Here is a 24,746-nt window from a genome sequence, read left to right on the forward strand (position 1 = left end):
AGGCTATCCGGTCTCTTAGACCAGCACGCCACCGCCGTCCACGACGACGGTTTGTCCCGTGGAGTAGCGGTTGGTCATCAAATAGAGGTAGGTTTGCGCGAGGTCCTCTGCCTCGCCGACATACCCCACAGGCAGAGCCGCGTCACTTGCCGCGTAGAGTGCCTCGCGCTCTGATTCGGACAGATTGGCCCACAGCGGCGTGCGTACTAAACCGGGACTCACCAGGTTGACGCGAATGGGCGCCAACTCCACGGCGAGTGCCCGAGTCAAGCCTTCCATCGCGCTGCAGACACCGGCAAGCGCCACCCAACCCTTTTGTGGTCGCAAGCTGGCGATACCGCTGGTCAACACCACGGAGCCGCCGGGACGGAGATACGGCGCCGCATGTTTGACGGCGGCAATGGCGCCGAAGACTCGCACATCGAAAATCTGACGGACCGTCTCGAGGTCCATGTCGGCGAGCGCGCCGATTTGCAACGAATCTCCCGCGCTGTACACCAGATGGTCGAAAGGTCCGAGTTGTTGGAACAGTTCGCGCACAGCGGATTCATTACTCAGATCGACCGTGTATCCCTTGGCCCGATCGCCGAGCCCGGCGACGGCCTCGGCGACACGCTGACTGCGCGATGAAACCACCGTCACTGAGGCGCCGGCTGCGAGCGCGGCATGGGCCGTGGCAAGGCCGATTCCCGACGTGCCGCCCAGCAGGACGATATGTTGATGCTGAAGGTTCGTGCTTGCAATAGTCATGGCGAGTCCTCGCTGTGGGTTGGGCGTGAAGCCAGGACCCGAGTATTATTCTTAAATTCAACTTGATAAACCTACTATCTCTTCGAACACTCCTTAATAGGACTTGCGAATGGACCGATTCAGCAGCATGGCGATATTTGCGAGGGTGGTCGAACGCGGCAGCTTCACTGCGGCGGCCGAAGGCAGCGGGATGACGCCCACGATGGTCGGCAACCATATCCGTGAGTTGGAGCGACGCCTCAAAGGCCGGCTGCTGAATCGCACCACGCGGCGCCAGAGCCTGACCGAACTCGGCAAGCGCTATCACGCACGATGCGTCGAAATTCTGGCGCTGGTGGACTCCGCCGAGCTCGACGCGCGGGAAATGCAGAGCAGTCCGCGTGGCCGATTGCGGGTGAGTTGCCCGGTTATCTATGGAACACGTGTGCTCGTGCCGGCGCTTGCTGCGTATCTCGACCGCTATCCCGAGGTCCAGGTTGAACTGTCCCTCAACGACCGCTTCGCCGATCTGGCGGAGGAAGGTTTCGATGCCGCGATCCGCGCCGGCGTGCTGCCGGATTCGGGCTTGATTGCGCGGCCGTTAACCCATTCACCGCGTATCGCCTGCGCGTCGCCGGACTATCTGGCTCGCCACCGGCATCCGCAGGTGCCCGCCGATCTGGCGCAGCACAACTGCCTGGCTTTTACTACAGCGACTGGTCCCGAACGTGAATGGCGTTTTCCACGACCTGACGGTAACGGCGTGGAGCGCATCGCCGTGCGTGGTCGTCTTGATGTCAATGGTGGTCTCGCGCTTCGTGAGGCCGCGCTCGCGGGACTGGGGATCATTCTCCAACCTCAGATGATGCTGCAGGAAGATCTGGATGCGGGTCGGCTCGTTCGTCTCTTTCCCGACTGGCCGGCGCCGACCTGGCCCATCCATGTGGTGCATCTGCCCGACGCGCACATGCCACCGAAGCTGGAAAGTTTCATCGCGTTTCTCCAGGAGACGTTGGGGCAGGGCGAGGAGCAGCAGAACTTTCGCGCCAGGTCAAAGCCGGTTGTATCTGCGCGGCGGGCGCGCGCCAAGTCGTCGTAGATGTCTGGACGAAAACCGTCTCAGTGCACGAATCGCTGAAGGACTGGGACGCGCCGCCTTACCGCTCAGTGGTTTTTTCGATCGCCTAGTTTGGTGCGACAACCGGTTGCTGTGCAGCGTCGGCTCTTAAAGCCGCGGCGTTTTCCGATGACGGGCTTTTGCGCTGCCGCGCGTCTGCGGTAACTATGGCTGCTCCTGCTCGTTGTGCTACCTCCTCTGCAAGCAGGCTCGCTGCATGGCGTGCCGTGATGCGGCTTTGCGGAACGCCCTTGGCGTCGAGCGCAATTACCTTGTACAACTCGCGGTCGCATTCGAGTTCCTGCTGATATTGCTCAGCCGTGTCTACCAGCAATTCGAGGAGTGTCTGACGACGTCTTCTTTCCTCAAGCGTGACGGAAGGATTCCTACATATCGAAGACGAAAGTGTGATCAATGTATCCAGTTGAACCAGGTGCCGGTCGCATAAATCGAATGCCGACAGGGCAAGCTTTTCGTACTGGAGTGCGTCGACAGGCGGACGTGAAGCGGGTTGATTTTTTGTGGACTTTCTCATGATGCGATCTCCCTGTTACTTCTCGGATCGCCCGACACTCGCTTGGGAAGGGGTGAGCGGGCACGTAATAGGGTTGACAGACCGGGGCAATAACAAACCGGCGAGCCTTGCGGCTCCCCCACCACGGCCCGCCCATTGAAATATAGACGTGCAGGGGTAGACGCACGACCCGCGTGAGCGGGTGTGCGGTTATTGCCACGGGCTGTCAAACCCGGCCGTTGGGTGTTTCCCGACGGCTTGGTAATTATAAGGGAGGTCACCGCGGTTGACTTTAACCTTATAGGCAAAATGTTTGATTTGGCCGAAAGGATAAGGCGGACTGGGGCGAGGAGGAGGGCGTTCGTGCCTTCCTCCGTCATCGGCGTCAAATACTTCGCAAGCAACGCGTCTCCCGCGCTATAGATCAGATGATCGAAATGTCCGAGTTGTTCGAACAGCTCGCGCACAGCGGATTCATTGCTCAATACTCCGATCGACCGTGCATCCCTTGGTGCGATCGCCGAGCATGCTTTCCACTCTTCAGATTGACATCGACTTTATCTCAAAAAATATTTGGTTGACCTGATCAGATTCAAACGTTTAGTTTACTGCTTCGGCGATCAGGTCAGTAACAGCGGAGTATTTTGTGAGTTCGACAGTTGAGTATAGGGACGAGCTTAAACGGGATGCAAAGAAGCTCGCAGGGGCTAGTGACCAGGCGAAATATTTCATCGAGGTGTTCGGGGCGGAAAGGATCAGCGATATTTCGGTGGTGTCATACCGTGCCGCCGAAAAAATGGGGCAGTCCTATCGCGTTGATATCGTCGCGGCTTGCCCGCAGAAGCTGACGCGCGATGTGATCCTTGGACATGAGGCGAAGTTCAGACTCGTGCCCGACGATGGCGGCGAGCCGGTCGTGTACTGGGGGCGCATTACAGGCTTCGCACATACGAAGACGACAAAGGACCTCAGCAGCTACGAGCTTGTTCTCAAGGCGCACATCGGCTGCCTGAATCCCCACACGACGCAGACCTACCAGAACAGCAGCGCGCCCGAGATCATCGATGCGATCCTACGCCGCAACGAGCTGAAGGGGCATCAGTTCATTTTCAAACTGCGTCGCCAATACCCGAGGCACCCGTTCAGGTTTCAGTACCAGCAGGGAGACTGGGATTTTGTCAACATGCTCATGCAGCAGGAGGGCATGTATAGCTACATCATCCAGGGCGAACACGGTGATGTCGTCATCTTTGGCGACGATATCGATCACTATGTGTATCAGCCTAAACTCGCGTCCCTGCATCGGCCCATCTCGGGGCTGATGACGGGTGAAGAATCCGTATCAGCGCTGCGCATGGATACCGAAATGGTGCCCATGGCGTATGTCGTCGCCGACTACAATCCTGACCAGGCTTGGGAGCGTATCAAGGCAGAAGCCAACGTCGCCCGAAGCGACAAAACGACTTACGGCCAGCCGTATATCTACGGCACGGGCCATCTTGACCAGTCCGGCGCACAGTGGGAAGCGCAGTTACGCCATGAGGCTGCGCTCGCCTGGCAAGTCGTCTACACCGGCGAGAGCAACCTGCGCGAACTGCGTCCCGGCCGCATCCTGACGACCGACGAAAATTTGGCGGATGCACCACACGGTCAGGTCATCATCGAAGTCACGCACTCCGGCGGCCGTGCCCAGCCCTATCGCAACACCTACAAGGCCATTCCTTCAGACCGGCGTTTCCGGTTAGAAATTGAAGATCAAAAGTGGCCCAAAATCGCGGGAACGCTGAGTGCCCGTGTCACGTCCCCGGGCAAGTACAAATATGCCTATCTGACACAGCAGGGCTATTACGTCGTTCGCTTCGACTGTGACTACGGCGAATGGCCTGCCGGCGGTGAGAGCGTGCCGCTGCGGCTTGCGAAACCATTCGCGGGTGGCTTGCAAACCGGCTTCCACTTTCCTGTAGTGGAAGGTACGGAAGCCGTCATCGAGTTCCGCGATGGCGATCCGAACAAGCCGTATATCAGCGCTTTCCATCACACGAACCACCAGGTCGATCTGATTACCAATCAGGATCGGCTGATGTCGCGCAATCGCATTTATACGCAGAGCGGCAACGAGTTCGACCTCGAAGATTGGGAAGGTGAGGAGCACGTCAGGCTCTCGACCGAGCATTCAGGCAAGAGCCAGTTGACCCTGGGCCATATCGTCAACGGCAAACGTCAGCACCGAGGCAGCGGTTTTGAACTGCGCACTGATCAGCACGGCGTGCTGCGTGCCGGTGGCGGGCTGATGCTGTGCAGCGATATGCAGCCACAGGCGGACGGCAAGCAGACCGACATGGCGGAAGCCATGACGCAGTTCCAGACACTACAGATCCAGGCTCAGAGCCTCGCTGATCAGGCGAACACGGCCAAGGCCGAGATTGCCGATCTGAAGGCCGAAAACGAATGGCTGAAGAACAGCGTGAACGAGTTGAAGGAGGCCGTCGTGCTGCTGTCCTCGCCGAAGGGCGTTGCTGTTTTGACGTCTGATCGCGTGTCGGTTAGTGCGGGCAAGGACGTGAATGTGACGACAGGATCGGGTTTCAACGTCAGCGCCTTGAAGAGCATCGTTATGGCGGCTGAAAGCGCACTCTCGCTCTTCGCGCATACGCTCGGAATAAAAATGCTTGCTGCGCGCGGAAAGGTCCAGATCCAGGCGCAAAGCGATGAGCTCGCCATGTCAGCGCTTAAGGATCTCACGATTACCAGCACGAACGGCAGGCTTGTGCTCTCGGCGAAGGAGGAGGTCTGGATTGGCGCGGGTGGCTCCTACCTGCGTATTACGCCGTGCAACATCACGAATGCCACACCTGGCGACTACATCGAGAAAGCGGTGTCCTGGCAGAGGAATTCGCCGGACTCGCAGTTGAGGAAGGAATCCCTGCCTTACACGACCGACCTGCCGGATACGGGCGCTCACGGTTCGCGGTTCTCTGGCTGACAATGTTGCGTCTTACTCCGGATTACTAACCACAACTAATACGACACGTTACAAGCATGACCGCACAGACTCACCCGCATCCAGCGCCAGCTCCCACACCCACATCAGCGCCGCCCGGGCCGACTTCGGCGACTACGCCGCTAACGTGGCGCTACCCGTTTCCGGACAAGGACTACAAGGAGGTGACCAGCCCGCAGACCTTTTATCAGGCACTGGCCGGAATGGATGACGGCTTTTTCCCCCTTGGAGTCAACGGCTTTCCGCACGGCGGTATCCACTTGAACAACAGCGTCGGCATGTTCGGGACCAAGGACGGCGTGCGCTGCATTGCGGACGGGTACATCGTCGCTTACAAGATCGATGACGCGTATCCGCATCTGCAATTCAAGGACGGCAAATGGGCCATGTACTCGACCGGTTTCGTACTGGTACGCCATAGGTTGACGCTGCCACCTGCGCCCAACAGCACCGGCGTACAGCCCGCTGACGAATCACACGATATCTACAGTCTCTACATGCACACGGCGGACTGGGCAACCTACCTGGCCGATGAGAAACTGAAACGTCCGTGGTGGTGGCTGAACGTTGACGCGTTTCGGGTTCAGGGCAGGGATCGCCAGATGGCCGCGCCCAAGGACGGCACGACCGGGGCGGCAGGCGCATTTGTCTGGACGGAGCCGAAGGCTGGCAAGAAGCCAGGAAGCTTCACAGCGGGTGAGCGGGTTGGTTTCCTGCCTGAAGGCAGCGAGGTCATCATCAGCGAGACGCGTGGCCAGTGGGTGCACATCAAGCGCATCACTGCGGGTCATATGACCAGTCCGGTCAATGGCGGCTATTTCGGGGGTGAGGACGAGAATGTGCCGTGGAAAACCGAAACCAATAACGCAAAGGTCACGCCTGAGAACGACTGGGGCTGGCTCTACAAGCCGAACCTGAAGGGGATCAAGGAACCGGACCCGGTGGGTCAGGTGGTGATTCCGCCGGCACCGGTATTCGTCAAGGCCGGAACGCCGCTCGGGCAGATCGGTGAGTATCACGATTACGAGCGCGCGACGCCGCTGCCACCTGTACCGAAACGCCAGCTTTTGCACCTTGAAGTATTTGCCGACGATGGCTTCAGCGCGTTTCTCGACAAAAGCCGTGCGCGGGCGGCACAGTTCCTCCGCCCCGATCAGCTACCACTTCTCGTGATAAATGCCGGCGCGAAACTGGTGAAGGACGTCCTTCCGGCGGATCGCAAGCTGTGTGAGTGGCGTCCCCTGTACCGCGCCGACGTGACGCCGGATAGTCCGGCAAGCGGTCCCTGGGTCAAGGTGCAGCCGCGATATCAGGACTCAACCACGACCCTGCTTATGCCCGAGGGGGCGCCTGTCTGGATTGAGCGGGAGAAACTTGCGACTGCAACGGCGACAACACCCGCCTGGACTCAGTTTCCGCTAAGCCTGCAAAAGGTGGCTGACCCGGCGAACGCGTTTACGCTCGTGTATTCACGCAGTCAACTCGATGGATTGAGTGCGCGGGAAAAGGCTGTGGATGATGCCAAGACGCAATGGTGGCGCGTGAAATTTGGCGACGCGGACGGGCATCCGGCTTCGGGCTGGGTCTGCGAAAAGAAGCATTCAGATACGCAGTGGCAGAGTCCGTGGGCGTGGCCTGGCTTTGAGAAGGTGGACGCGACGGGTATCGATCTCGCGGATGCCTTTAGGCGAAATCTGGTTCTCACCGGTTCTGCGGACTGGAAGGAGCAGACGGAATTCGAGCCGTCGGTCGCGGCAGTCAATGGCAGTCCGTTGTTGCTGAAGCTGGAGCAGACGATTGCAAAGCTGGCGCCCCCGCCGAGCTATGGTGCCAGTAGCAAGCCTAAAGAGAATCCGGCCGGCAAGGTCACGGCCAAGGCCATGCAGGCCGCCATGCGTACGCCGTGGCTCGCGCAGGCATTGTCACGTGTGATCCTTCGCTACGAAAGCGAATGGGGCGGCGACATGTCGCGTTGGAACGCGATCACGCCGCTGATGCGGAATGCGAAAGATAACTGGCTGGTCGAGTTGCAGCGCATCCACAAGCTTCAATGGTGGAACGATGTGAAGGGCAAGGTTGCGGGGTTTCCTGTTAGTGCGACCGTGCATCACATTCATCCGATTGCGCTGGTTGCGAATTTCGCCACAAGACGAGGGCTGATTACTTTGGCAATGTTAAGAAAGATCTGGAAGAACGCCGCTGTGCCTGACGAGAGACTGCAAGGAATCGCCGATGAGATAAACGAGAATGCGGCACAGTATCGCCTTGATACCGAACAGCGGTTAACACATTTTTTCGCACAGGTTTTTCAGGAGGCTGGACCAGGATGCGCTCTTGAAGAAGACCTCCGTTACTACACCCCTCAGCGCCTGCATATTTTTGGATACTTTCAACGTCATCCTTCGGAAGCCCAACTCTACGGTTATCGCGCGCCGACGCCAGCAAATGCTGAAGCTATTGCCAATCGTGCATATGCTGGAAAAAATGGAAATAGTTCGGATGTAAATAGCGGCGAAGGCTGGAAATATCGGGGCAGAGGGCTGAAGCAGACTACCGGCCGAGGAAACTATAAGGCCTTCACTAATGGCTACGTGAAATACTGGACTTCCGATTATCAAAATTTTGAAGAAAATCCCGAGTTGCTGGCCACTACAAAATACGGGACGCGATCCGGCGTATATTATTGGATTTCGCACAAACTTTACGACATTGCTGATATAACAACTGAAGGGAATGCCAACTCGAAGGTTGATGCAATTACTGCTCAGATAAATAGAGGTACTGATAGCTACGGGCTTCGACGAGATAATTATCACAGAATCATGAAAGAAGGGGTATTTAAAGGTATCGGATCATGAAGGGCGTTCTTCGCATTCTTGCAAAGCTCAATGTAGCTGTTGCGTTGATATTTTTGTCGACTTCAGTATGCGCGGAGTATTCTTCTGATGCGCCGAGTATTAAAAGGCTGCGTATTGATTTCGTTTCCGCTCCCGATTGGATCGAAATACACAATGTCGAAGAGGTGCCCGAAAAGCTTGTGATTCAACTTGCGCGAGGGGGAGGCATATTTCCCATTGCCGCATTTAATCAAGACGGCCCTGCCTTTCCGGAGTTGGTTAGCATTTTTAAGAATAAAGTTGGCGAGAGGAAGATTCTTTTTGTAATTGTCAAGTGGCGATACTATTTATCTGGGGTTGGCACAGAAGGCGATTATTATGAGGTGCATGCGTATGAGGCTAAGGGAGGTGGGCGCGGGGAAATTATTTTCTCTGAAAACAGGAGGATATCGGATTTTTTCGGTTCCGGATTTGACGGAAAGCAGGAAGGTAAGGTGGTGCATTTTCGATTTAAGGATGCTGCGGCGATTCGAAAGAGTCTGAGTCGTTGTAAGGACTGGACAACCAGGGAGTGATCTATTTATCCGTCGTGGGTGCGCGTAATCCGTGAGTTCGCGGGCGTCGCGAAATTCGATTAAACTTCTGATGTTTTTGATTTGATTAATTTAATTAAATTTCTTCGGTTCTGCCTGGCTTTTGTTTTTTTGCAACCTGCTCTGGTTTGGGCAGGGGAGCAATATCCCGATGCGCTTTCAGCCGGCAATATACAGCCTGGTTGCAATCTAAAAATTGTCAGATATGGGTATGACCCATCAGATGTTAAAAAATATGGATTGAGCCTAAACTGGCAATGTGCAGACTCGAATCCCTCTATTGTTGATTCATATGCTGTGGATAATGTTTCTCCAGAAGTGGTTACGGTCTTCTATACGAAAAAACGGGACGTGGTCGTTCTTGTAAGGTGGAAAAATCAGACGCAGGATTCAGTAACAACACGCTATAAGGTGTTTGCCTATCGCTATGTTGGTGACATCTCCGACACGCCTTTCGTGCGGTTGGACCGCCTGTCGGAACGGTTCGGGGAAGGGTTTGACGGAATAGTAAACGGCAAACAGACCGAGTATCCATTTAAAACCGCAGCGGATATTCGAAAACGCCTTGCGGAATTTGGGGAGTAAATTCTCATATCGACATGCCCTGCTCAATCCTGAGTTTGAGCAGTGGCATTTCGTCCCCTTCACAGACACACCTTAGCGGTGGCCTCTTAGAGATTTACTCAACGCATCACAGTCTTTCCAAGGAACCTATCATCAGTGAATCAACGTTTTGATATCTGCGATGGCGACACAACCACGGCGGGCGGCCGAGTCTTCGCCGGTTCTCGCGCGGATCTCCTCAACGGTCGCGCGGTCGCATATGAAGGCGATCAGGTTTCATGTCCCAAATGCGACACGATGGGCTGGATTCTATGCGTCGGCGAGCGTCTTCCGAACAGGGGGGCCAATGGCCGCGAGCAGGCGTTGAGCTATGACTGGTGCGTGTGCAAGTGCGATCCGAAACCGTTATTGATTCCCTCGCAGAACCGGTCTGGGATGCGAGCATGACGGCGGTATGCATGGAAGGAAAACAACGACGGCTGAAAAGTGGATCGATTCAGATCAGTCAGTTAGCCAGAAACGAGTTACAAGCAAGAAAGTGGACAGGCAGCAGCAAAAAGCGTCGAGCACGTCGCCATTGACACGGTGTAGTTGTCCGAAGCGCGCGCCAGACAACGGATTGTCGTCAATTTTGACAAGACCGTCGAGTGTCGCTTATTGGATGAGCGCGGCCCGACACGGTCGGCACAGCTTGACCCCAGCCGGCCATTGGCGCATCCAAGAGCATCGAATAATCGCGCTACGGCAAAGCGCCGACCGGCTTGCTGAACAGCATCAACGGCAAGACGGCCAGGATCCGGACCATCATTGCCGGAGGGTATCCGGGATGGCTGGGCAAGCCGTCTTCGGCCTCCACTTCCGAGCGTTTGAATCGGGTGCAGATCCGCATTTCCACCGGCGGCGCATCCGCTCCGAAAGGGGAGCGGAACGCTGACACCCAGGGCCGCTTGTCGTCAAAAGCGATGTACATCGGTGTTGCGCAGCAACTCGCGATCATCCGTCTGGTCTTCGAGGGGGCGGTCAGCCTCATCGCCTGGAGTCGGTCTGCGCCCCGCGTGCAGGCAATGCGATCGCGGCGGAACACCATGAACTCCGTGCCGCCGTCGACGCTGGACACTCGCCCTGAATTGGCGGATGCGGCGAGACGTTGGGCTGCGGTCTGGCAGTCGTCGCAGTAGCACGCATTGACCATCATGGGTTGACCCCAAGCGCTGATCTCGACCGCGCCACATTGGCAGTGCGCCACGTGTGCTGGATTTTTTGTGGCCATAGGCTCCACTCAGCGAGGTTTGACTATCTCACGCGACAGTTTAAAAGCAATACAGTTGGCAAGAGAGGACAAAGCCGGAAGTTACATGGAGACGAACGACCGAAACTGGCCGCAATGAGGCCAACGATGACCCGCTCAGGACGACCCTAAGCGGCCGTCCGACTCGATGCGAGCGCTATGGCAGCGTCCAAACTGGAACTACCAGGAGGTAGTTCAGGCGACGACCCTCTGCTCCCCGGTAGCCTGCTCGCGCATGCGACGGGCTTCGTCGCGCAGGAACTGCTGGTAATCGTCGAGATCACCGTCGAAGGGCTCGACGCCACCCTTGGTAACGAGCCAGAACTCGTCACAGACCGCGCGCAGCAGCGACCGGTCGTGACTGACCAGCAACACTGTACCTTCGAATTCGTTGAGTGCCATGCCTAGCGCTTCGCGTGTGGCGAGGTCGAGGTGGTTGGTCGGCTCGTCGAGCAGCAGCAGGTTGGGACGTTGCCACACGATCATGCACAACACGAGCCGCGCCTTTTCGCCGCCGCTCATCGTGCCGACCGCCTGATGGACCATGTCACCACTGAAGTTGAAGGTGCCGAGGAAGGTGCGAAGCGATTGTTCGGTGCCGCTCTGGCCGGGGGCACGCAGGTGCGCCGGCGTGTCCTTCGCAAGGCGGATCATGTGTTCCAGCGGCGTGTCGAGGGGACGCAGCACGTCGAGTTCCTGCTGGGCGAAGTAGCCGATGTTCAGGCCTTTGCCTTCGCTGATTTCGCCGGCAATCGGCGCCAGCTCGTGCGCCACCGTCTTCACCAGCGTCGACTTGCCCTGACCGTTGGCACCGAGAATGCCGATGCGCTGCCCGGCCAGCACGGAGCGGTTGATGCCCCGCACGATGACCGTCGGCGGCGTGTCCGGCGCTGCGTCGGCCGGCGCGGGGTAGCCGAAGCTCGCGTCCAGCATCGACAATAGCGGATTCGGGACGTTGAGCGGCTCCTTGAACTCGAAGGTGAACTCCGCGTCGGCAAGCACCGGTGCGATCTTCTCCATGCGTTCGAGCGCTTTGACCCGGCTCTGCGCCTGCTTCGCCTTCGAGGCCTTGGCCTTGAAACGGTCGATGAATTTCTGCAGATGGGCGATCTTGTCCGCCTGCCTCGCCATCGCGGCCTGCTGCAACAGCAGTTGCTCGGCGCGCATCTCTTCGAACTTGCTGTAGTTGCCGCCATAACGCACCAGCTTGGCGTTGTCGACGTGCACGGTCACCTGCGTCACCGCGTCGAGGAATTCGCGGTCGTGGCTGATCACGACCATGGTTCCCTCGTAGCGCTTGAGCCACGCTTCCAGCCAGACCAGCGCGTCGAGGTCGAGGTGATTGGTCGGTTCGTCGAGCAACAGCAAGTCGGACGGACACATGAGCGCGCGCGCCAGCTGAAGGCGCATGCGCCAGCCGCCGGAGAAACTGTTGACCGGCTGGCCAAGCTGCGCAGCACTGAAGCCCAGGCCTTGGATCAGCGCCTGGGCGCGTGCGGGAGCATCGTGTGCACCGGCGTCGTGCAGGGCCATGTAGGCGTGCGCCATGCGCATGCCATCGTCGCTGGCCTCTGCGGCGGTTACTTCGGCCTGCGCTGCCAGCAGGATGGTGTCACCCTCGATGACGAAGTCGGTAGCACTCTGCTCGGTCTCTGGCATCTCCTGCGCGACCTGGCCCATCTTCCACGCAGCGGGAATCGAGAACTCGCCACCGTCTTCGTGCAGCGTGCCGTTGAGAAGGCCGAAGAAGGATGACTTGCCGGCGCCATTGCGGCCGACAAGGCCAATCTTTTCGCCGGGGGTGAAGGTGACGGACGCGCGGTCGAGTACGACATTGACGCCACGGCGCAGCGTGACATTACGGACGGAAATCATAAGGAGCTACTTCGGAGAGGATAGGCATGATAGCCCACCAGACGTACAGGGCCGTTTCTTTTCTGGCCGAACGAGTGAAGAACCGCTTGCGCTTTGCGGCGCCCGCCGGCCGCAAAGCGAGGCGGGCACTGGCGCACCGGGCGATCCGGATGCGGGGCCAGACGGTGAGTGACGGCTCCTGGCCGAACTCAGCTGGACGACGAGCGGCTCAGATCGACACAGTCCGCTCAGTCAAATTTCTACAAACCGGCCATTCGCTCGTCGTGGCGTGCAATAAGGCTACTGTCCCAGCGAGAACGAACCGAAGCGGCAAATGGCACCACCTACGCCAATCGCAGGTCCCACAACACATCAAGTACGTGTTGCGTGGAACGCTCAACGTACCCCGCGCGATGTGCAATGCCGAGTCGACGCCACAACGCCGGGCGCAGCGGACGCATGACAATGCGCTTGTCGGGTAGGGGCGTGGTGGCCTCATGGGGCAACAGCGCTGCGCCGTAACCTGCCGCTACGAGACTCTTGATCGCGTCGTTGTAGTTGAGCTGAATGCGCGGCACAGGATGGTGCCCCCCGGCCGCGAACCACTCCGCGGTCAGACGCGAGAGACGTGTGGTCGCGTCATTGAGAATGAGAGGCTGGGCGGCGAGCCATTCAGGCGTGACGCGGGCCGGGCACCGCCAATGCGCCGGCACGAAGGCCATCACGGGGTCGCGGCGCCAAGGCTTTATCACGAGTCCAGCCACCGGGGGCTGAGGCAGTGCGACCAGCCCGACATCCAGCGTTCCATCCGCCAGTCGGGACAGTGTTTCGTGCGACGTGAGTACTGCAATCTGAATGTCGATAGCGGGATGGTGTTGGCGCAGCACCTCAAGCGCTTGCGGCAACAGGTGCGCGATCGCGCCAGTCGACGCACCGAGCCGCGCGCGCCCTTCGAGCCCCTGCACCTGGCGTTGAATATCGTCTAACGCCTGCTCCGCATCGGCCAGCAGTCGACGCGCGCGCTCCACCAGCACCTCTCCTATCGCCGACGGCCGGACATGTCCGCGCTTGCGTGACAGGAGGGGAGCCCCAATTCGTTCTTCGAGTTCAGCGATGTGGAGGCTGACCGTTGGCGGCGCCAGGTTCAATGCACGCGCCGCATCGGCAAATGAGCCACGGTCGGTAATGGCGACCAGAGTGCGCAAGCGGTCCAGGCTGATCTCTCTCATGTCGGCGTCCAGATTCAGAAAAACTGAATATTCACGTTATGAAATTCAACTTTCTCTATTCTAGCCGTCCATGGAACATAGGGGCTCGTTCTACCTGTTACAACCTATATTCAGCGGAGTATTCCACCTATGAGCTCTCCCGTTGTTTTCATCGACGGCGACCAAGGCACCACCGGGTTGCAGATCCATGAACGGCTGCGCGACCGGACCGATCTGAAACTGGTCACGCTTCCCGCGGCAGAACGCAAAGATCCGCGGCGTCGCGCAGAGGCTATCAACGCCTGCGACATCGCCATCCTCTGTCTGCCCGACGCTGCTGCGCGCGAGGCAGTGGACGCCATTGTTAATCCTGCCGTCAGAGTTATCGACGCAAGTTCCGCTCATCGCACGCAGCCAGACTGGACATACGGCTTTCCGGAAATGACGCAGGGACAGGCTGAGCGCATTGTGAGCGCACGTCGGGTCACCAATCCCGGTTGCTATCCGACCGGTGCCATTGGCTTGCTGCGTCCGCTGTTGCAGGCTGGGCTCATACCAGGCAACTACCCTTTCAGCATTCATGCGGTGTCCGGCTACTCCGGACGGGGGCGTGCCGGCGTGGAGGAGCATGAGGGGCAGGGTGCTGCCAACGCGCCTTCATACCAGGTATATGGTCTAGAACTCGCGCACAAGCACACCCCGGAGATCCAGCAGCACGCCGGGCTCGCGCAGCGCCCCATCTTCGTCCCTGCGTATGGTGCATTCCGCCAGGGCATCGTACTGACGGTGCCCTTGGAGTTGCGGCTGCTGGCACCCGATGTGGATGGCGCCACGCTACACGCATGCCTCGCACGCCACTATGCCGAGGCGGCCCACGTACGTGTCTTGCCGCTGCACGAATCGTCCGTCTTGAAGCACCTGGATCCGCAAGTGCTGAACGGTACGAACGACATGCGCTTAAGCGTGTTTCCTAACGTGGAACATGGGCACGTCTTGCTGTCCGCGGTTTTCGATAATCTTGGCAAGGGCGCATCCGGCGCTGCGGTTCAGAACTTGAACCTGATGCTTACGCGGCATTAGTGGCCGATGGGCATTTGAAAGGTCTGCTTCTACCCGGTCGCTGCCTCATGTAAACGGCGTGCAACGCCCGAGTCTAGCAAGGTAGCGATCGGCAGCACGTGGCCCTAACCGGCCCTGGCGGTTCGCCGAAAGCAGCCGTTCGAACGCATTGTTGTCCTATCCTATAGACATTCCACAAACCATCCGTGACCACCCGATGCGCTTCGAAGATTTTCTCAAAAGGTGGAGAGACAATCCTTCCACAACATCCCAGATCACGCTTCTCATGCGAATCGCGGCCGCGGTCCGAGATTCTCCAGATTGCACCGGTGCAGTGGTCGTCGGTTCATTTGCAAAAGGGACGGCAGATCGCCTCTCTGATATCGACCTCGTTGCCTTTTGCTCTGGAGGAGCCGGGCATTCACTGTTCCAAACGATACAGCAGCAGATCGCCCCAACGAACGTATTCATCACGTTTAATGGCGCGCATGATCCGGACAGTCCATTCCAAAAGCTTATCTTCAACGACTTAACTTCTATCGAGTTTCACGTCATCTCGCCTGATACCGAGCTCACCCTTGAGCAGCCTTTTGTCGAGATAGTCAATTGGGATCGTTGTCTTGAGTCGAGGACGTCGTCGAGGCCCGCACCGACTGAGCAGGACCTGACCGTCTTTCGCTATGGTGACCGGTTCCTGGCATGGGAGCTCTTCGGCTGCTTGAAGTGGCTATGGCGCGGCGACTTTCAAAAAGCAAAGCGCTATCTGATCAAGCTAGGAAGAGCTATTGATGCGTCGGAAGAACGAGGTGGAACAGCCCACCACCCTGGTTGACCCGAAACGATCTTCCTTGGACCTCCAAAGAGGGCGCCCAATGCGTGCGCTGAATAAATCGAGAGCGGGCTCAACGCTGGCGTGTCGATTACTCAACAGTCACGGACTTCGCAAGATTCCTCGGCTTGTCGATATCCGTGCCGCGCGCGAGCGCCGTGTGAAAAGCGAGCAGTTGCATTGGGATCGTGTGCAGGATAGGTGAGAGCAAGCCGTAGTATTCGGTAAGCCGGATCACCTCGATATCGGGACTCGGCGAAAGCCCGCAATCGATATCGGCGAAAACGAAAAGCTTGCCGTTACGCGCATTCACTTCATGCATGTTTGATTTCAGCTTTTCGAGCAGGCGATCGTTCGGCGCGACGGCGACCACAGGCATCTGGTCGCTGATCAGTGCCAGCGGCCCATGCTTCAATTCGCCCGCCGCGTATCCTTCAGCGTGAATGTATGAGATCTCTTTCATCTTCAACGCGCCTTCGAGTGCAACCGGATAGTGCATGCCGCGCCCGAGAAACAGAATGTTTTCCTTGCGAGTGAGAATCTCGGACCACGCCATGATGTGCGGTTCGAGCGCGAGCACTTTGCTCATCGCATCAGGCAGATGACGCAGCGCACGCAGATGGGTTCTTTCGTCGTCCTCGGACAGATGGCCGCGCACTTGCGCCAACGTCAGCGCCAGCATGAAGAGCGCGACAAGCTGCGTCGTGAACGCCTTGGTTGATGCAACGCCAATCTCGATGCCGGCGCGCGTGATGAAATTCAATGCACATTCGCGGACCAGCGCACTGGTCGGCACATTGCAGATTGCGAGCGTCTTCAGCATGCCACGCTGTTTCGCGACGTGAATGGCGCCGAGTACATCCGCTGTTTCGCCGCTTTGCGATACCGCCACCACTAGCGTGTTCGGATTGGCGACGCTTTCACGGTATCGGTACTCGCTTGCAATCTCGACATTGACGGGCAATTGCGCGAGGCTCTCGATCCAGTATTTAGCCGTCAGCGCCGCATGAAAACTGCCGCCGCACGCGAGCAATACGACCGAGTCGACTGAATTCAGCACGCGCCAGGCGTTGTCGCCGAAGAGTTCCGGCATGATTGACGACACGTCCTGCAAGGTGTCCGCGACGGCGCGTGGCTGCTCGAAAATCTCTTTCTGCATGTAGTAGCGGTACAAGCCTAGGTCGGCCGCGCCGCTGTGCGCGGCAACTGTGTGAACGGGACGTTCGATGCGTCGCCCGGCAGCGTCCACGATCCAGTGGCGATGAAGCTGGACGTCCACGACGTCGCCGTTTTCGAGGTACGCGATCTTGTCCGTCACGCCCGATAGCGCAATCGCGTCAGACGCGAGGAAGTTCTCGCCTTCACCGATGCCGATCACAAGCGGCATGCCATCGCGCGCACCCACCAACCGATGCGGCTCGTCACGGCAAATCACCGCAATGGCGTAGCTGCCGCGCAGCCGTGCGACTGTTTCACGTACCGCGTCGAACAGATCGCCGTCGTACAGATAGTCGATCAGATGCGCGATGACTTCGCTATCGGTCTGGCTCGAAAATACATAACCGTGATCCCGAAGCGTCTCGCGCAATTCCTCATAGTTCTCGATGATTCCGTTGTGAGAGAGCGCGATTCGCGGTGATTCGGCATTGGGCGAGAAGTGCGGATGGGCGTTGGTCGTGACGGGCTTGCCATGCGTTGCCCACCGCGTGTGTGCAATGCCGGTATATCCGGACAGGCCGCGATCGGATATCTCCTGTTGCAGGGTGGCGACGCGGTCTACGCTGCGTGCGCGCACGAGCTCCCGGTCCTGATAGAGCGCTACGCCACACGAGTCGTAGCCGCGATATTCGAGTCGCTTCAGGCCGTTGACGAGATCAGGCGGGATGTTTCGTTGGGCGACCGCACCGACAATTCCACACATCACTTTTCTCCGCAAAGGATTCACAGGGAACCGATGCTGCGATAGTAAGGGTGGTCATATGAAAGTAAATTTCATAATTTATCAGAAAATAGAATTTTGAATCGGTGATGAAGTGTGGTGAAATTTAATTTCACTCATTACTCGCTGCGAGGTCCGCGTGCCCGGCATCACACTCGACGAGCTTGACCTGCGCATTCTTGGCATTCTGCAAACCAATTGCTCGCTGTCGAATATCGAACTCGCGGAACGCGCGCATACGTCCCCGCCGACGTGTCTGCGTCGCGTGAACCGGCTTCGGGAGAGCGGCGTGATCAAGCGCGAGATTGCGATCATCGATCACTCGAAGCTCGGCCCGACGCTGACCGCGATCATCGAGGTGAGTCTCGACCGGCAAACGGCGGAAGACCATCAGCGTTTCGAGTCGTATATCTGTGCGGAACCGGCCGTCACGCAGTGTTATCGCGTGTCGCCAGGGCCGGATTTCGTCGTGGTCGCAGATGTCATGGACATGGCTGCTTACGATGAGCTTGCTCGCCGTCTGTTCACGAGCTCATCGAACATTCGCAACATTCGCACGTTTTTCTCGACGCATTGCGCCAAGTTCGAGGCGAACGCGCCCGTACGATCGCGCGGAGTCGGTTCAGAGTGAAGTCAGTTGGACCCGACGCTCTCTGTCAACAATCTGAGGGCCGTGATCGAACGTCGGCTCCTTACCGGACAGTGCCCGGTCTCAGTGCACCGGTTCAATCTTGAAGTCGTCGACCGCTACACCAAGGTCCACGCCTTCACCGCTGCCGCTTAACGCCATCGACGTGGTTCCCTTGGTCAGCACCTGCGCAGTACCGCTCTTCCCCGCGCCGGCCGAAGCGCCGGCCTGCGCGTAACTGCCGAACACATCCTTGATGCTGTAGACATGGGTGATTTCGCCGCGGCCGCTGACGTGGAACTTGCCGGCGGTCAGGCCGCCGCCGTGCACGCTGATGGTGACAGCGGCCTTTTGTCCATTACTGCAGCTTACTTTGCCGCGTCCTTCGGCATGCTGATAAATCGCCGACCATCCGGACATGCTGTAGGTCAGATGGCATTTCACTGACGCGCTGCCTGCCTGAGCAGGGGTGGCGGTCAGACCCGTCAGGGCAACCGCGCACAGTAAGGTGGTGGTAATCGATACGAGGGCGTGCTTGCTCATAGAAGTCTCCTTGCACCTGAACATGGGTTATCCAGTGTAACCGTCATTTGCAGTGGGTCGGGTGACGGCCGCGAAAATGTCCATGCGACTGTGCGGGAGAATGCCGGTTCATGGCCAACCCGGTTCCGTGCCGGATTTCCGTGAACGACCCGCAACCGCCTGTCGAATCACCGTGACGAATGTCCGTAAGAGGGCTTTAAACTGGACACTCGATCGACGGCAAGTATTCTCCGTTGTCTGGACCCGGCAATGCGTCGATCTCCGCGCGGAGCGCAGCAACGACGCCAGTCCAATCGTCTCGCGTCGTTTGTCGAAACAGTCGCGCCTTTGCGTACCACGGACTATCGCTTCGGTCGAGTTGCCATCTCCAGTCCGGCATGAACGGCAAAGCAATCCATACCGGCTTCCCAAGCGCCCCAGCCAAATGCGCCACGGCTGTGTCGACGCTGATCACGAGGTCGAGGCGAGCGATCAGCGCAGCAGTCTCAGCGAACGTGGTGAGCCGCCCGGAAACATCGCGCAGCACCCCGCGCTGCTCAAGTTGCGCGAGGCGCGCGCGATCACTGTCGCGTACATCCGGTTGCAACGCGAAGAAATCCGCGTCTGCATCGAACACCGGCTTCAGTTGCTCCAGCGAAATGGATCGATTGTGATCGTTCAGATGCGTACGGCTTCCCGACCACACGATCCCAACGCTCGGCCGTCGAATGGAGCCTGTAAAAAGATCGTCCCATTGAGGGGCAAGCGCACCGTCTGCCTCTACATATGGACCGGATAGCGCGAGATCGGGCGCACGAACCTTGAGCGCAAACGGCAGACTCAGGGTTGGAATGTGATAGTCGAAATGTGGCACTTGCCCTGTCTCACCGATGACTTCGGCCGCACCCCGATAATTTTGGAGGAGCGGCAACAGGGCATCCTGAACACGCAACACGACGTGAGCGCCAGCTGTACTGAGCCGATCCACAAAGCGCACGAATTGCAGCGTGTCGCCGAACCCCTGCTCATGATGAACGAGCACTGTCTTGCCATCTATCGGTTGGGTGCCGGTCCATAGGGTGTTCTGCGGAAAACCGTGGCTGCAGGTGCCATCACGCCAACGCCATTCGTATTCGCGCCAGCCGTGTTCGAATTCGCCGAGCAGCAAATTCGTCTGAGCTCGATTGGTGCGTGCGCCGGCGTCGTTCGGATCGATCGAGAGCGCCTTCTTGAATTGAAGCAGTGCCTCATCAAAGCGCCCGAGATCTCGCAACGCGACCCCGAGATTAACGTATGCGCGTACGAACCGCGGCTTGAGCGTGATCGCCTGCCGGTAGGCATCCAGTTCGTCCTCATAGCGGGCCATCGTGCCGAGCAGCGTGCCACGGTTGTAATGCGCTTCGGCTGATTGTGGCTGGATCTTGCACAGATGCACCAACGCCTCGAGTGCCCGCTGCAATTCGCCAAGCTGTATCAGCGACATTGCGACACCATACAGCGAGGCAGCATGGTGCGGAAACTGCGTCAGGCAGCGCTCGAACAGCGCTATCGCAGCATCGTGACGCTGCGCCAACTGACACACCTGTGCGGCGAAGTTCAGTTGATCCATAGACATTGACACGTGCGCCGATGCCTGCACCAGGTACTCCGCTGCGCGTGCGTGATCGCCCTGGTTGGCGGCGATATAACCGAGACCTGAAAGGGCTTCGCCGTGGTCGGGGACGCTCGCCAGAATGCCGCGCAGCAGACCTGCGGCATCGTCGAGCCGACCGGCCTGGAGGTTCTCCTGCGCGGCGGCGAGAGCGTGTTCAATATCGTGATTCATGGCGCTGAAGGCTGGAGCAAAGTGCGATCTGTCGCGGGATTCGAAACGACTTATTGTACGGGATCGCGTATAGCGAGTCGCCAGAGCGAGCCGGCCAATTGCTGACGGCAATGGGCGGGCGGTGAAGGAAGGGGAAAATAGCTGAGCGTTGAGGTTTTCGCCGCGGCTGCGAACTTACGCTTCATTACCGCGGTAGAAATGAAGTGTCCTGCGCTGTGTTTCGAGTATGTGCAGACCATGAAAGTCATGGAGCGTAAGGCAGCGAAACCGATCGAAACACCTATCCGGAGCTGTAATCGCTATGCTCTGAGTCATCTCCACCGGAAGACTCAAAGTGCATTCGATTCCCTTCTTTATCATTTTGGCAGTGTTGTGGTTTGTGCTCATCAAAGTCCCGCCGCACGACGAGTAACTCGGCTAGTGCGTGCCATCAATGCCAGCCCAATAACTGCTAAACCCGCGAAAAGGGCTGGCAGCAGGAAAACATTGGGAAGGCCCAGAAACGCCACGCCGAAACCGCCCGCGACGCCTCCTAACGCCGAGGCGAGAGCAGTCGAACTCATGAAGATTGCCGAGGCCGTCGCTACCGCATTGGGAAGCAGGCGTTGAGCGACGATGATGCCCAGAACCATAAATATGCCCCACACACCGCCCATGAGAATCTGTCCGGCGAACATGCCCGCTGCGGACGACCAGAGCGCAAAGCAAAGATTGGCACACACTCCCATGGCGGCCGCGATACACATCAACCACACGTTGCCGAGCTTGCGGCCGAGGCCGATGCTGAAGGGCATGATGAGTAACTCGATGAACGGCTGTATTCCGATGACCGCTCCCCGTAGGGCCGGACTCAGCTTTAAGTGTTCTTCCATGTAGATCAGCAGGAATCCGTATTTCACTGGCTCCCCTGCGTAGACCAGAACGAAGAGTCCTGTGAACGTCAGCAGTGGAAGCATGGCACGTAGGCTGGAGTGATGCGCGTGCTCACTCGCCGACTCTGGCTTGATCCTGGCGGTCGGGTTCAGCGTTCCGAGGGGTACGATCTGTAAAAGCATGCAGATGGCGGTCATCCAAAGCATGGGGCGCAGGCCATAGGCAGCCGCCACCCACGCTCCCAGCACAGGCCCGATGATCCATCCGCCGGTCAGCGCCATACGGATGATGGCAACGACACTTTCATTTGCCTCGCCGGGCCTGTCGCTGAGTTCATCATGCACTGCCGCAAAAATTTGCGAGGCGGTCGCACCGGAAACGGCCAGCAAAGCGATGGCGATGACGAAGGGCATCCAGACCGAAGTAGAGAGAGCGAGCCCCGCCCAGCCCACAAAACCCGCCACAGCGCAAAGGCGAAAAAGACCGAGACGATTCCCTGTACGATCGGAGTAGCGGCCGACGAAATACCCCGCGACTGGCGCGGCAAGGCTCGTCAAATAATAGAATCCCGCCAACGGCAGCGAGGCGCCGAGTTCTTTCGCGAGGAACAGAACAATCTGTGGCGCAGCCGCCGACGCGCCGAGACCCGACAGAAACATCGCAATCGTTGCGCCGAGAAAAAGTCTCGAAGCTGCAACTTGACGCAATGCAGATTGGCTACCGGTTGGGTCAGACATCGTGACAGTTTGACTACCGCGTTGGTCAGACATTGTGAAACGTCTTCCGGTTATGTTTCTGAACCTCTTTGGCGCGACGGTCAGCGCGGCGCGCATGCTGGAGATTATCGCGACCGCTTCCCAATTGCTATGGTCAGGTCGAACTCGTTACTTTTTCCGCACTGCAGAAACAACGGGATGAGGCTTGAAATTGCAACTGCTCTAGCAAATCGCATTGCCGTCTAATAACGGATTTTCGATTTTATCTTTTATGCATAAATTTCTGTATCCCTAAACATTCCCACGTGCTGGGATAACAAAAAATTTTTGGAGTTCCAGAGCAGACCTGAATATAGTCACTCCCAAAACAGCCCTGCCGCAAGAGTCAAGCGTTCAACCAGGAGACAGACATGAACCTGCTCGTGTACAGACGTTGTGTCATTTCGCTGTTAACCGCATTAACCGTGAGTGTGTCGTTGGGTTTGTCGGGTTGTGGCGGAGATGCGTCGGACGGTAGTGGCGCCGCCGTCTCGCTGAAGAGTCAACAGACCGCCGCGGCGGTCTCTGCCGCGCAAAGCGAATCCGCGGCGCAGCAAAACCGCCGCCTCTCGCGTCAGATCGCCGTGGTGCCGCCGCCAATGGGATGGTCGTCATGGAACAGCCTTGCGGAGAACGTGAATTACAACACGATCAAGGCCGAAGCCGATGGACTTTCCGCACTTAACGCGCAAATAAAATCCGGCGCGCAATACGAATACGTGAATACCGATGAGGGCTGGTGGACCTCAGGAACGAGAGATGCCAACGGCAACTTCGTCATCGACAACACTCAATGGCCGGGCGGCATGCCAGCCATCGCGCAATATATCCACAGCAAAGGGCTGAAAGCGGGCATCTACATCGACGCCGGCCCGCAGGGTTGCGGCACCCGAACCAACGGCACGCATTTCGTCGGTAGCGATTTCGCGCATTACGATCACGACTTCCTGCAATTCGCGCAGTGGGGATTCGACTTCGTGAAGGTCGACTTCTGCGGGGGCAGCGCAGCCGGCTATGATCCGCAGCAAGCCTATACGGCCATTGCCGATGCGATCGACAAGGCGTACGTGCAGACCGGTCACCGCGTGACGCTCAGCATCTGCGACTGGGGCACCATCGCCAATAACAGCACGTACCCCGACTTCAACGAGGGACCGTGGGCGTGGGCCGCCGGGGTTGGCCGGATGTGGAGAACCACGGGCGACATCTATGGGCCGAACAGCGGCGCGCCGAACTTCGGCAGCGTGACCGGCAACTTTCTGGGCAACTATCACCCCGAGGGCCAGCACACCGGCTTCTACAACGACCCCGACATGATGGTGGTCGGCATGGGCATGACGGCGGTTCACGATCAGGCGCACATGAGCCTGTGGGCGATCGCCGGCGCACCGCTGATTCTCGGCAACGACCTGTCGAAGCCGCTGACCGCGGATGCCACGCAGTTGATGACCAATACCGGCGTCATTGCGGTCGACCAGGACCTGCTTGGCACACAAGGCGTAAAGGTAGCGCAGTCCGGCGCACAGCAGGTGTGGGCGAAGCTTCTGGCCGGGCAGGGACAGCGTGCTGTCGTGCTGTTCAACAACGGCGCGACGGACGCGCCGATGACGGTCACGTGGCAGCAACTCGGCCTGGTGCCGAACGCGCACGCGAGTGTGCGTGATCTCTGGGCCAGCAAGCAACTCGGCTCGTTTGTCACTTCGTATACGGCCCCCACGGTGCCGGCGGGCGGCGCGGTGATGCTCCTGGTAAGCGGACAGGACGTCGCCGCGACGACCTACCAGCCGACCTCACTTGGCGGTGGCGCGTCGTACACGCACTGCTCGGACTGCGACGGCGGCAAGATCGTTCGGGGACTTGGCACTGTGACCTTCGGCAACGTCGCATCGACCGGCACCGGCGGATACGTTGCGATTGCCTATGCGAACCGCTCTCGCGAAACGCTGACCGCGCAACTTTCGACAAACGGCGGCCAGCCGACCACCGTGGCATTTCCGCCGACCGGCGGCGAAGGGCGCATTGGCACGGTCACGGTCTACGTGCCGCTGCAAGCCGGCGGGGCTAACTCGCTGACGTTGTCGAGCGCGGACAGCAGCGCGCCCACGCCCGAGATCGGCACAGTCACTGTCGTCGCCGGCCCGGTGACGACACCGCCGTTCAAGGCCGCCTACGAGGCAGAAGCGTCGACCAGCGTACTCGCCGGTGGCGCGCGTATTTCGACATGCAGCGCTTGTTCGGGTGGCTCGGACGTCGGCTATATCGGCAACGGCGGGACGTTGACGATCAACGACATTAGTGTCCCCGCGGACGGTACCTACACCGTGTTGGTGGGTTATGCGAACGGCGACTCGGCGCCGCGCTCCGCGGACATCAGCTTTAACGGATCAACGCCTGTCACGGTGTCGTTTCCGCCGAGCGGTGGCTGGGGCACCGTCTCGACGCTCGCTGTAACGGGCACGTTCAAGGCGGGCAACACGAACGCGCTGATTTTCTCGAACCCTTCGGGTTGGGCGCCGGACATCGATGGCGTTAGCGCGCCGACAGCGCAATAGCTTCAGTTGAAGGAGCTGCGCCGCCGTCTTCAACGGCGGCGCAGACGGCATGCGACCTG

Annotated in this window: 19 protein-coding genes; 10 read left to right on the forward strand and 9 right to left on the reverse strand. The window is 58.6% G+C overall.

The features are described 5' to 3' along the window. Positions 1–15 precede the first annotated feature (15 nt). Positions 16–750 (reverse strand): SDR family oxidoreductase, encoded by a 735-nt coding sequence (locus M0D66_RS07960; RefSeq protein ID WP_093646194.1) that lies wholly within the window; start codon positions 748–750, stop codon positions 16–18. Positions 751–877: 127 nt separating this feature from the next. Between M0D66_RS07960 and M0D66_RS07965 the strand changes: the two genes are divergently transcribed. Then, positions 878–1,828, forward strand: a complete 951-nt coding sequence (locus M0D66_RS07965; RefSeq protein ID WP_266210629.1) for a LysR family transcriptional regulator — start codon at positions 878–880, stop codon at positions 1,826–1,828. A gap of 85 nt (positions 1,829–1,913) precedes the next feature. On the opposite strand, the gene M0D66_RS07970 is transcribed toward M0D66_RS07965, so the two are convergent. Continuing rightward, a complete protein-coding gene (locus M0D66_RS07970) occupies positions 1,914–2,381 on the reverse strand; it encodes a hypothetical protein (RefSeq protein ID WP_266210499.1) in 468 nt (155 codons plus the stop codon). Positions 2,382–3,006: 625 nt separating this feature from the next. Here M0D66_RS07970 and M0D66_RS07975 point away from each other — a divergent pair. The 5 genes from M0D66_RS07975 to M0D66_RS07995 all read left to right on the forward strand — a co-directional run bounded on the left by M0D66_RS07975 (position 3,007) and on the right by M0D66_RS07995 (position 9,802). Further along, entirely contained in the window at positions 3,007–5,343 is a 2,337-nt protein-coding gene (locus M0D66_RS07975) for a type VI secretion system Vgr family protein (protein ID WP_266210500.1), read from the forward strand. 182 nt (positions 5,344–5,525) lie between these two features. Further along, the gene (locus tag M0D66_RS07980) at positions 5,526–8,219 is read left to right on the forward strand and encodes a lytic transglycosylase domain-containing protein (protein WP_266210501.1); all 2,694 of its coding nucleotides are present in this window, start codon (positions 5,526–5,528) and stop codon (positions 8,217–8,219) included. Further along, positions 8,216–8,773, forward strand: a complete 558-nt coding sequence (locus tag M0D66_RS07985) for a hypothetical protein (protein WP_093646184.1) — start codon at positions 8,216–8,218, stop codon at positions 8,771–8,773. The genes M0D66_RS07980 and M0D66_RS07985 overlap by 4 nt, the downstream gene beginning before the upstream one ends. Positions 8,774–8,854: 81 nt before the next feature. Further along, positions 8,855–9,376: a hypothetical protein gene (locus M0D66_RS07990; RefSeq protein WP_266210502.1), complete on the forward strand. Its 522-nt coding sequence runs from the start codon at positions 8,855–8,857 to the stop codon at positions 9,374–9,376. 135 nt (positions 9,377–9,511) lie between these two features. After that, entirely contained in the window at positions 9,512–9,802 is a 291-nt protein-coding gene (locus M0D66_RS07995) for a PAAR domain-containing protein (protein WP_200653309.1), read from the forward strand. Between the two features lie 292 nt (positions 9,803–10,094). Here M0D66_RS07995 and M0D66_RS37945 read toward each other — a convergent pair whose 3' ends face one another. The 3 genes from M0D66_RS37945 to M0D66_RS08010 all read right to left on the reverse strand — a co-directional run bounded on the left by M0D66_RS37945 (position 10,095) and on the right by M0D66_RS08010 (position 13,726). Beyond that, a complete protein-coding gene (locus M0D66_RS37945; RefSeq protein WP_367619539.1) occupies positions 10,095–10,625 on the reverse strand; it encodes a GFA family protein in 531 nt (176 codons plus the stop codon). A gap of 213 nt (positions 10,626–10,838) precedes the next feature. Continuing rightward, the gene (locus M0D66_RS08005) at positions 10,839–12,518 is read right to left on the reverse strand and encodes an ABC-F family ATP-binding cassette domain-containing protein (RefSeq protein WP_266210504.1); all 1,680 of its coding nucleotides are present in this window, start codon (positions 12,516–12,518) and stop codon (positions 10,839–10,841) included. Positions 12,519–12,841: 323 nt separating this feature from the next. Continuing rightward, a complete protein-coding gene (locus tag M0D66_RS08010) occupies positions 12,842–13,726 on the reverse strand; it encodes a LysR family transcriptional regulator (protein ID WP_200619141.1) in 885 nt (294 codons plus the stop codon). A gap of 129 nt (positions 13,727–13,855) precedes the next feature. Here M0D66_RS08010 and argC point away from each other — a divergent pair, with 129 nt between their 5' ends. Both argC and M0D66_RS08020 read left to right on the forward strand, forming a co-directional pair. Next, positions 13,856–14,785 carry an N-acetyl-gamma-glutamyl-phosphate reductase gene (argC, locus tag M0D66_RS08015; RefSeq protein WP_266210505.1) on the forward strand — a complete coding sequence of 310 codons (930 nt, stop codon included), beginning with the start codon at positions 13,856–13,858 and terminating at the stop codon, positions 14,783–14,785. A gap of 151 nt (positions 14,786–14,936) precedes the next feature. Then, positions 14,937–15,596, forward strand: a complete 660-nt coding sequence (locus tag M0D66_RS08020; protein ID WP_256457624.1) for a nucleotidyltransferase domain-containing protein — start codon at positions 14,937–14,939, stop codon at positions 15,594–15,596. Between the two features lie 88 nt (positions 15,597–15,684). Here M0D66_RS08020 and glmS read toward each other — a convergent pair whose 3' ends face one another. Further along, a complete protein-coding gene (glmS, locus tag M0D66_RS08025) occupies positions 15,685–17,514 on the reverse strand; it encodes a glutamine--fructose-6-phosphate transaminase (isomerizing) (protein ID WP_266210506.1) in 1,830 nt (609 codons plus the stop codon). A 157-nt stretch (positions 17,515–17,671) separates the two neighbouring features. Between glmS and M0D66_RS08030 the strand changes: the two genes are divergently transcribed. After that, the gene (locus M0D66_RS08030; protein WP_266210507.1) at positions 17,672–18,163 is read left to right on the forward strand and encodes an Lrp/AsnC family transcriptional regulator; all 492 of its coding nucleotides are present in this window, start codon (positions 17,672–17,674) and stop codon (positions 18,161–18,163) included. An 81-nt stretch (positions 18,164–18,244) separates the two neighbouring features. On the opposite strand, the gene M0D66_RS08035 is transcribed toward M0D66_RS08030, so the two are convergent. From M0D66_RS08035 to M0D66_RS08045, 3 genes are all read right to left on the reverse strand, one after another. Beyond that, positions 18,245–18,703 (reverse strand): hypothetical protein, encoded by a 459-nt coding sequence (locus M0D66_RS08035; RefSeq protein ID WP_093646159.1) that lies wholly within the window; start codon positions 18,701–18,703, stop codon positions 18,245–18,247. A gap of 196 nt (positions 18,704–18,899) precedes the next feature. Further along, a complete protein-coding gene (locus M0D66_RS08040) occupies positions 18,900–20,507 on the reverse strand; it encodes a tetratricopeptide repeat protein (RefSeq protein ID WP_266210508.1) in 1,608 nt (535 codons plus the stop codon). A gap of 386 nt (positions 20,508–20,893) precedes the next feature. Further along, positions 20,894–22,150 carry an MFS transporter gene (locus M0D66_RS08045; protein WP_266210509.1) on the reverse strand — a complete coding sequence of 419 codons (1,257 nt, stop codon included), beginning with the start codon at positions 22,148–22,150 and terminating at the stop codon, positions 20,894–20,896. 356 nt (positions 22,151–22,506) lie between these two features. On the opposite strand from M0D66_RS08045, the gene M0D66_RS08050 reads away from it, so the two are divergent. Then, positions 22,507–24,687 carry a carbohydrate-binding protein gene (locus M0D66_RS08050; RefSeq protein ID WP_266210510.1) on the forward strand — a complete coding sequence of 727 codons (2,181 nt, stop codon included), beginning with the start codon at positions 22,507–22,509 and terminating at the stop codon, positions 24,685–24,687. Positions 24,688–24,746 lie beyond the last annotated feature (59 nt).

The sequence above is a fragment of the Paraburkholderia sp. SECH2 genome (genome assembly GCF_030464795.1).
In the GTDB taxonomy this organism is placed as follows: Bacteria; Pseudomonadota; Gammaproteobacteria; order Burkholderiales; family Burkholderiaceae; genus Paraburkholderia; species Paraburkholderia aspalathi.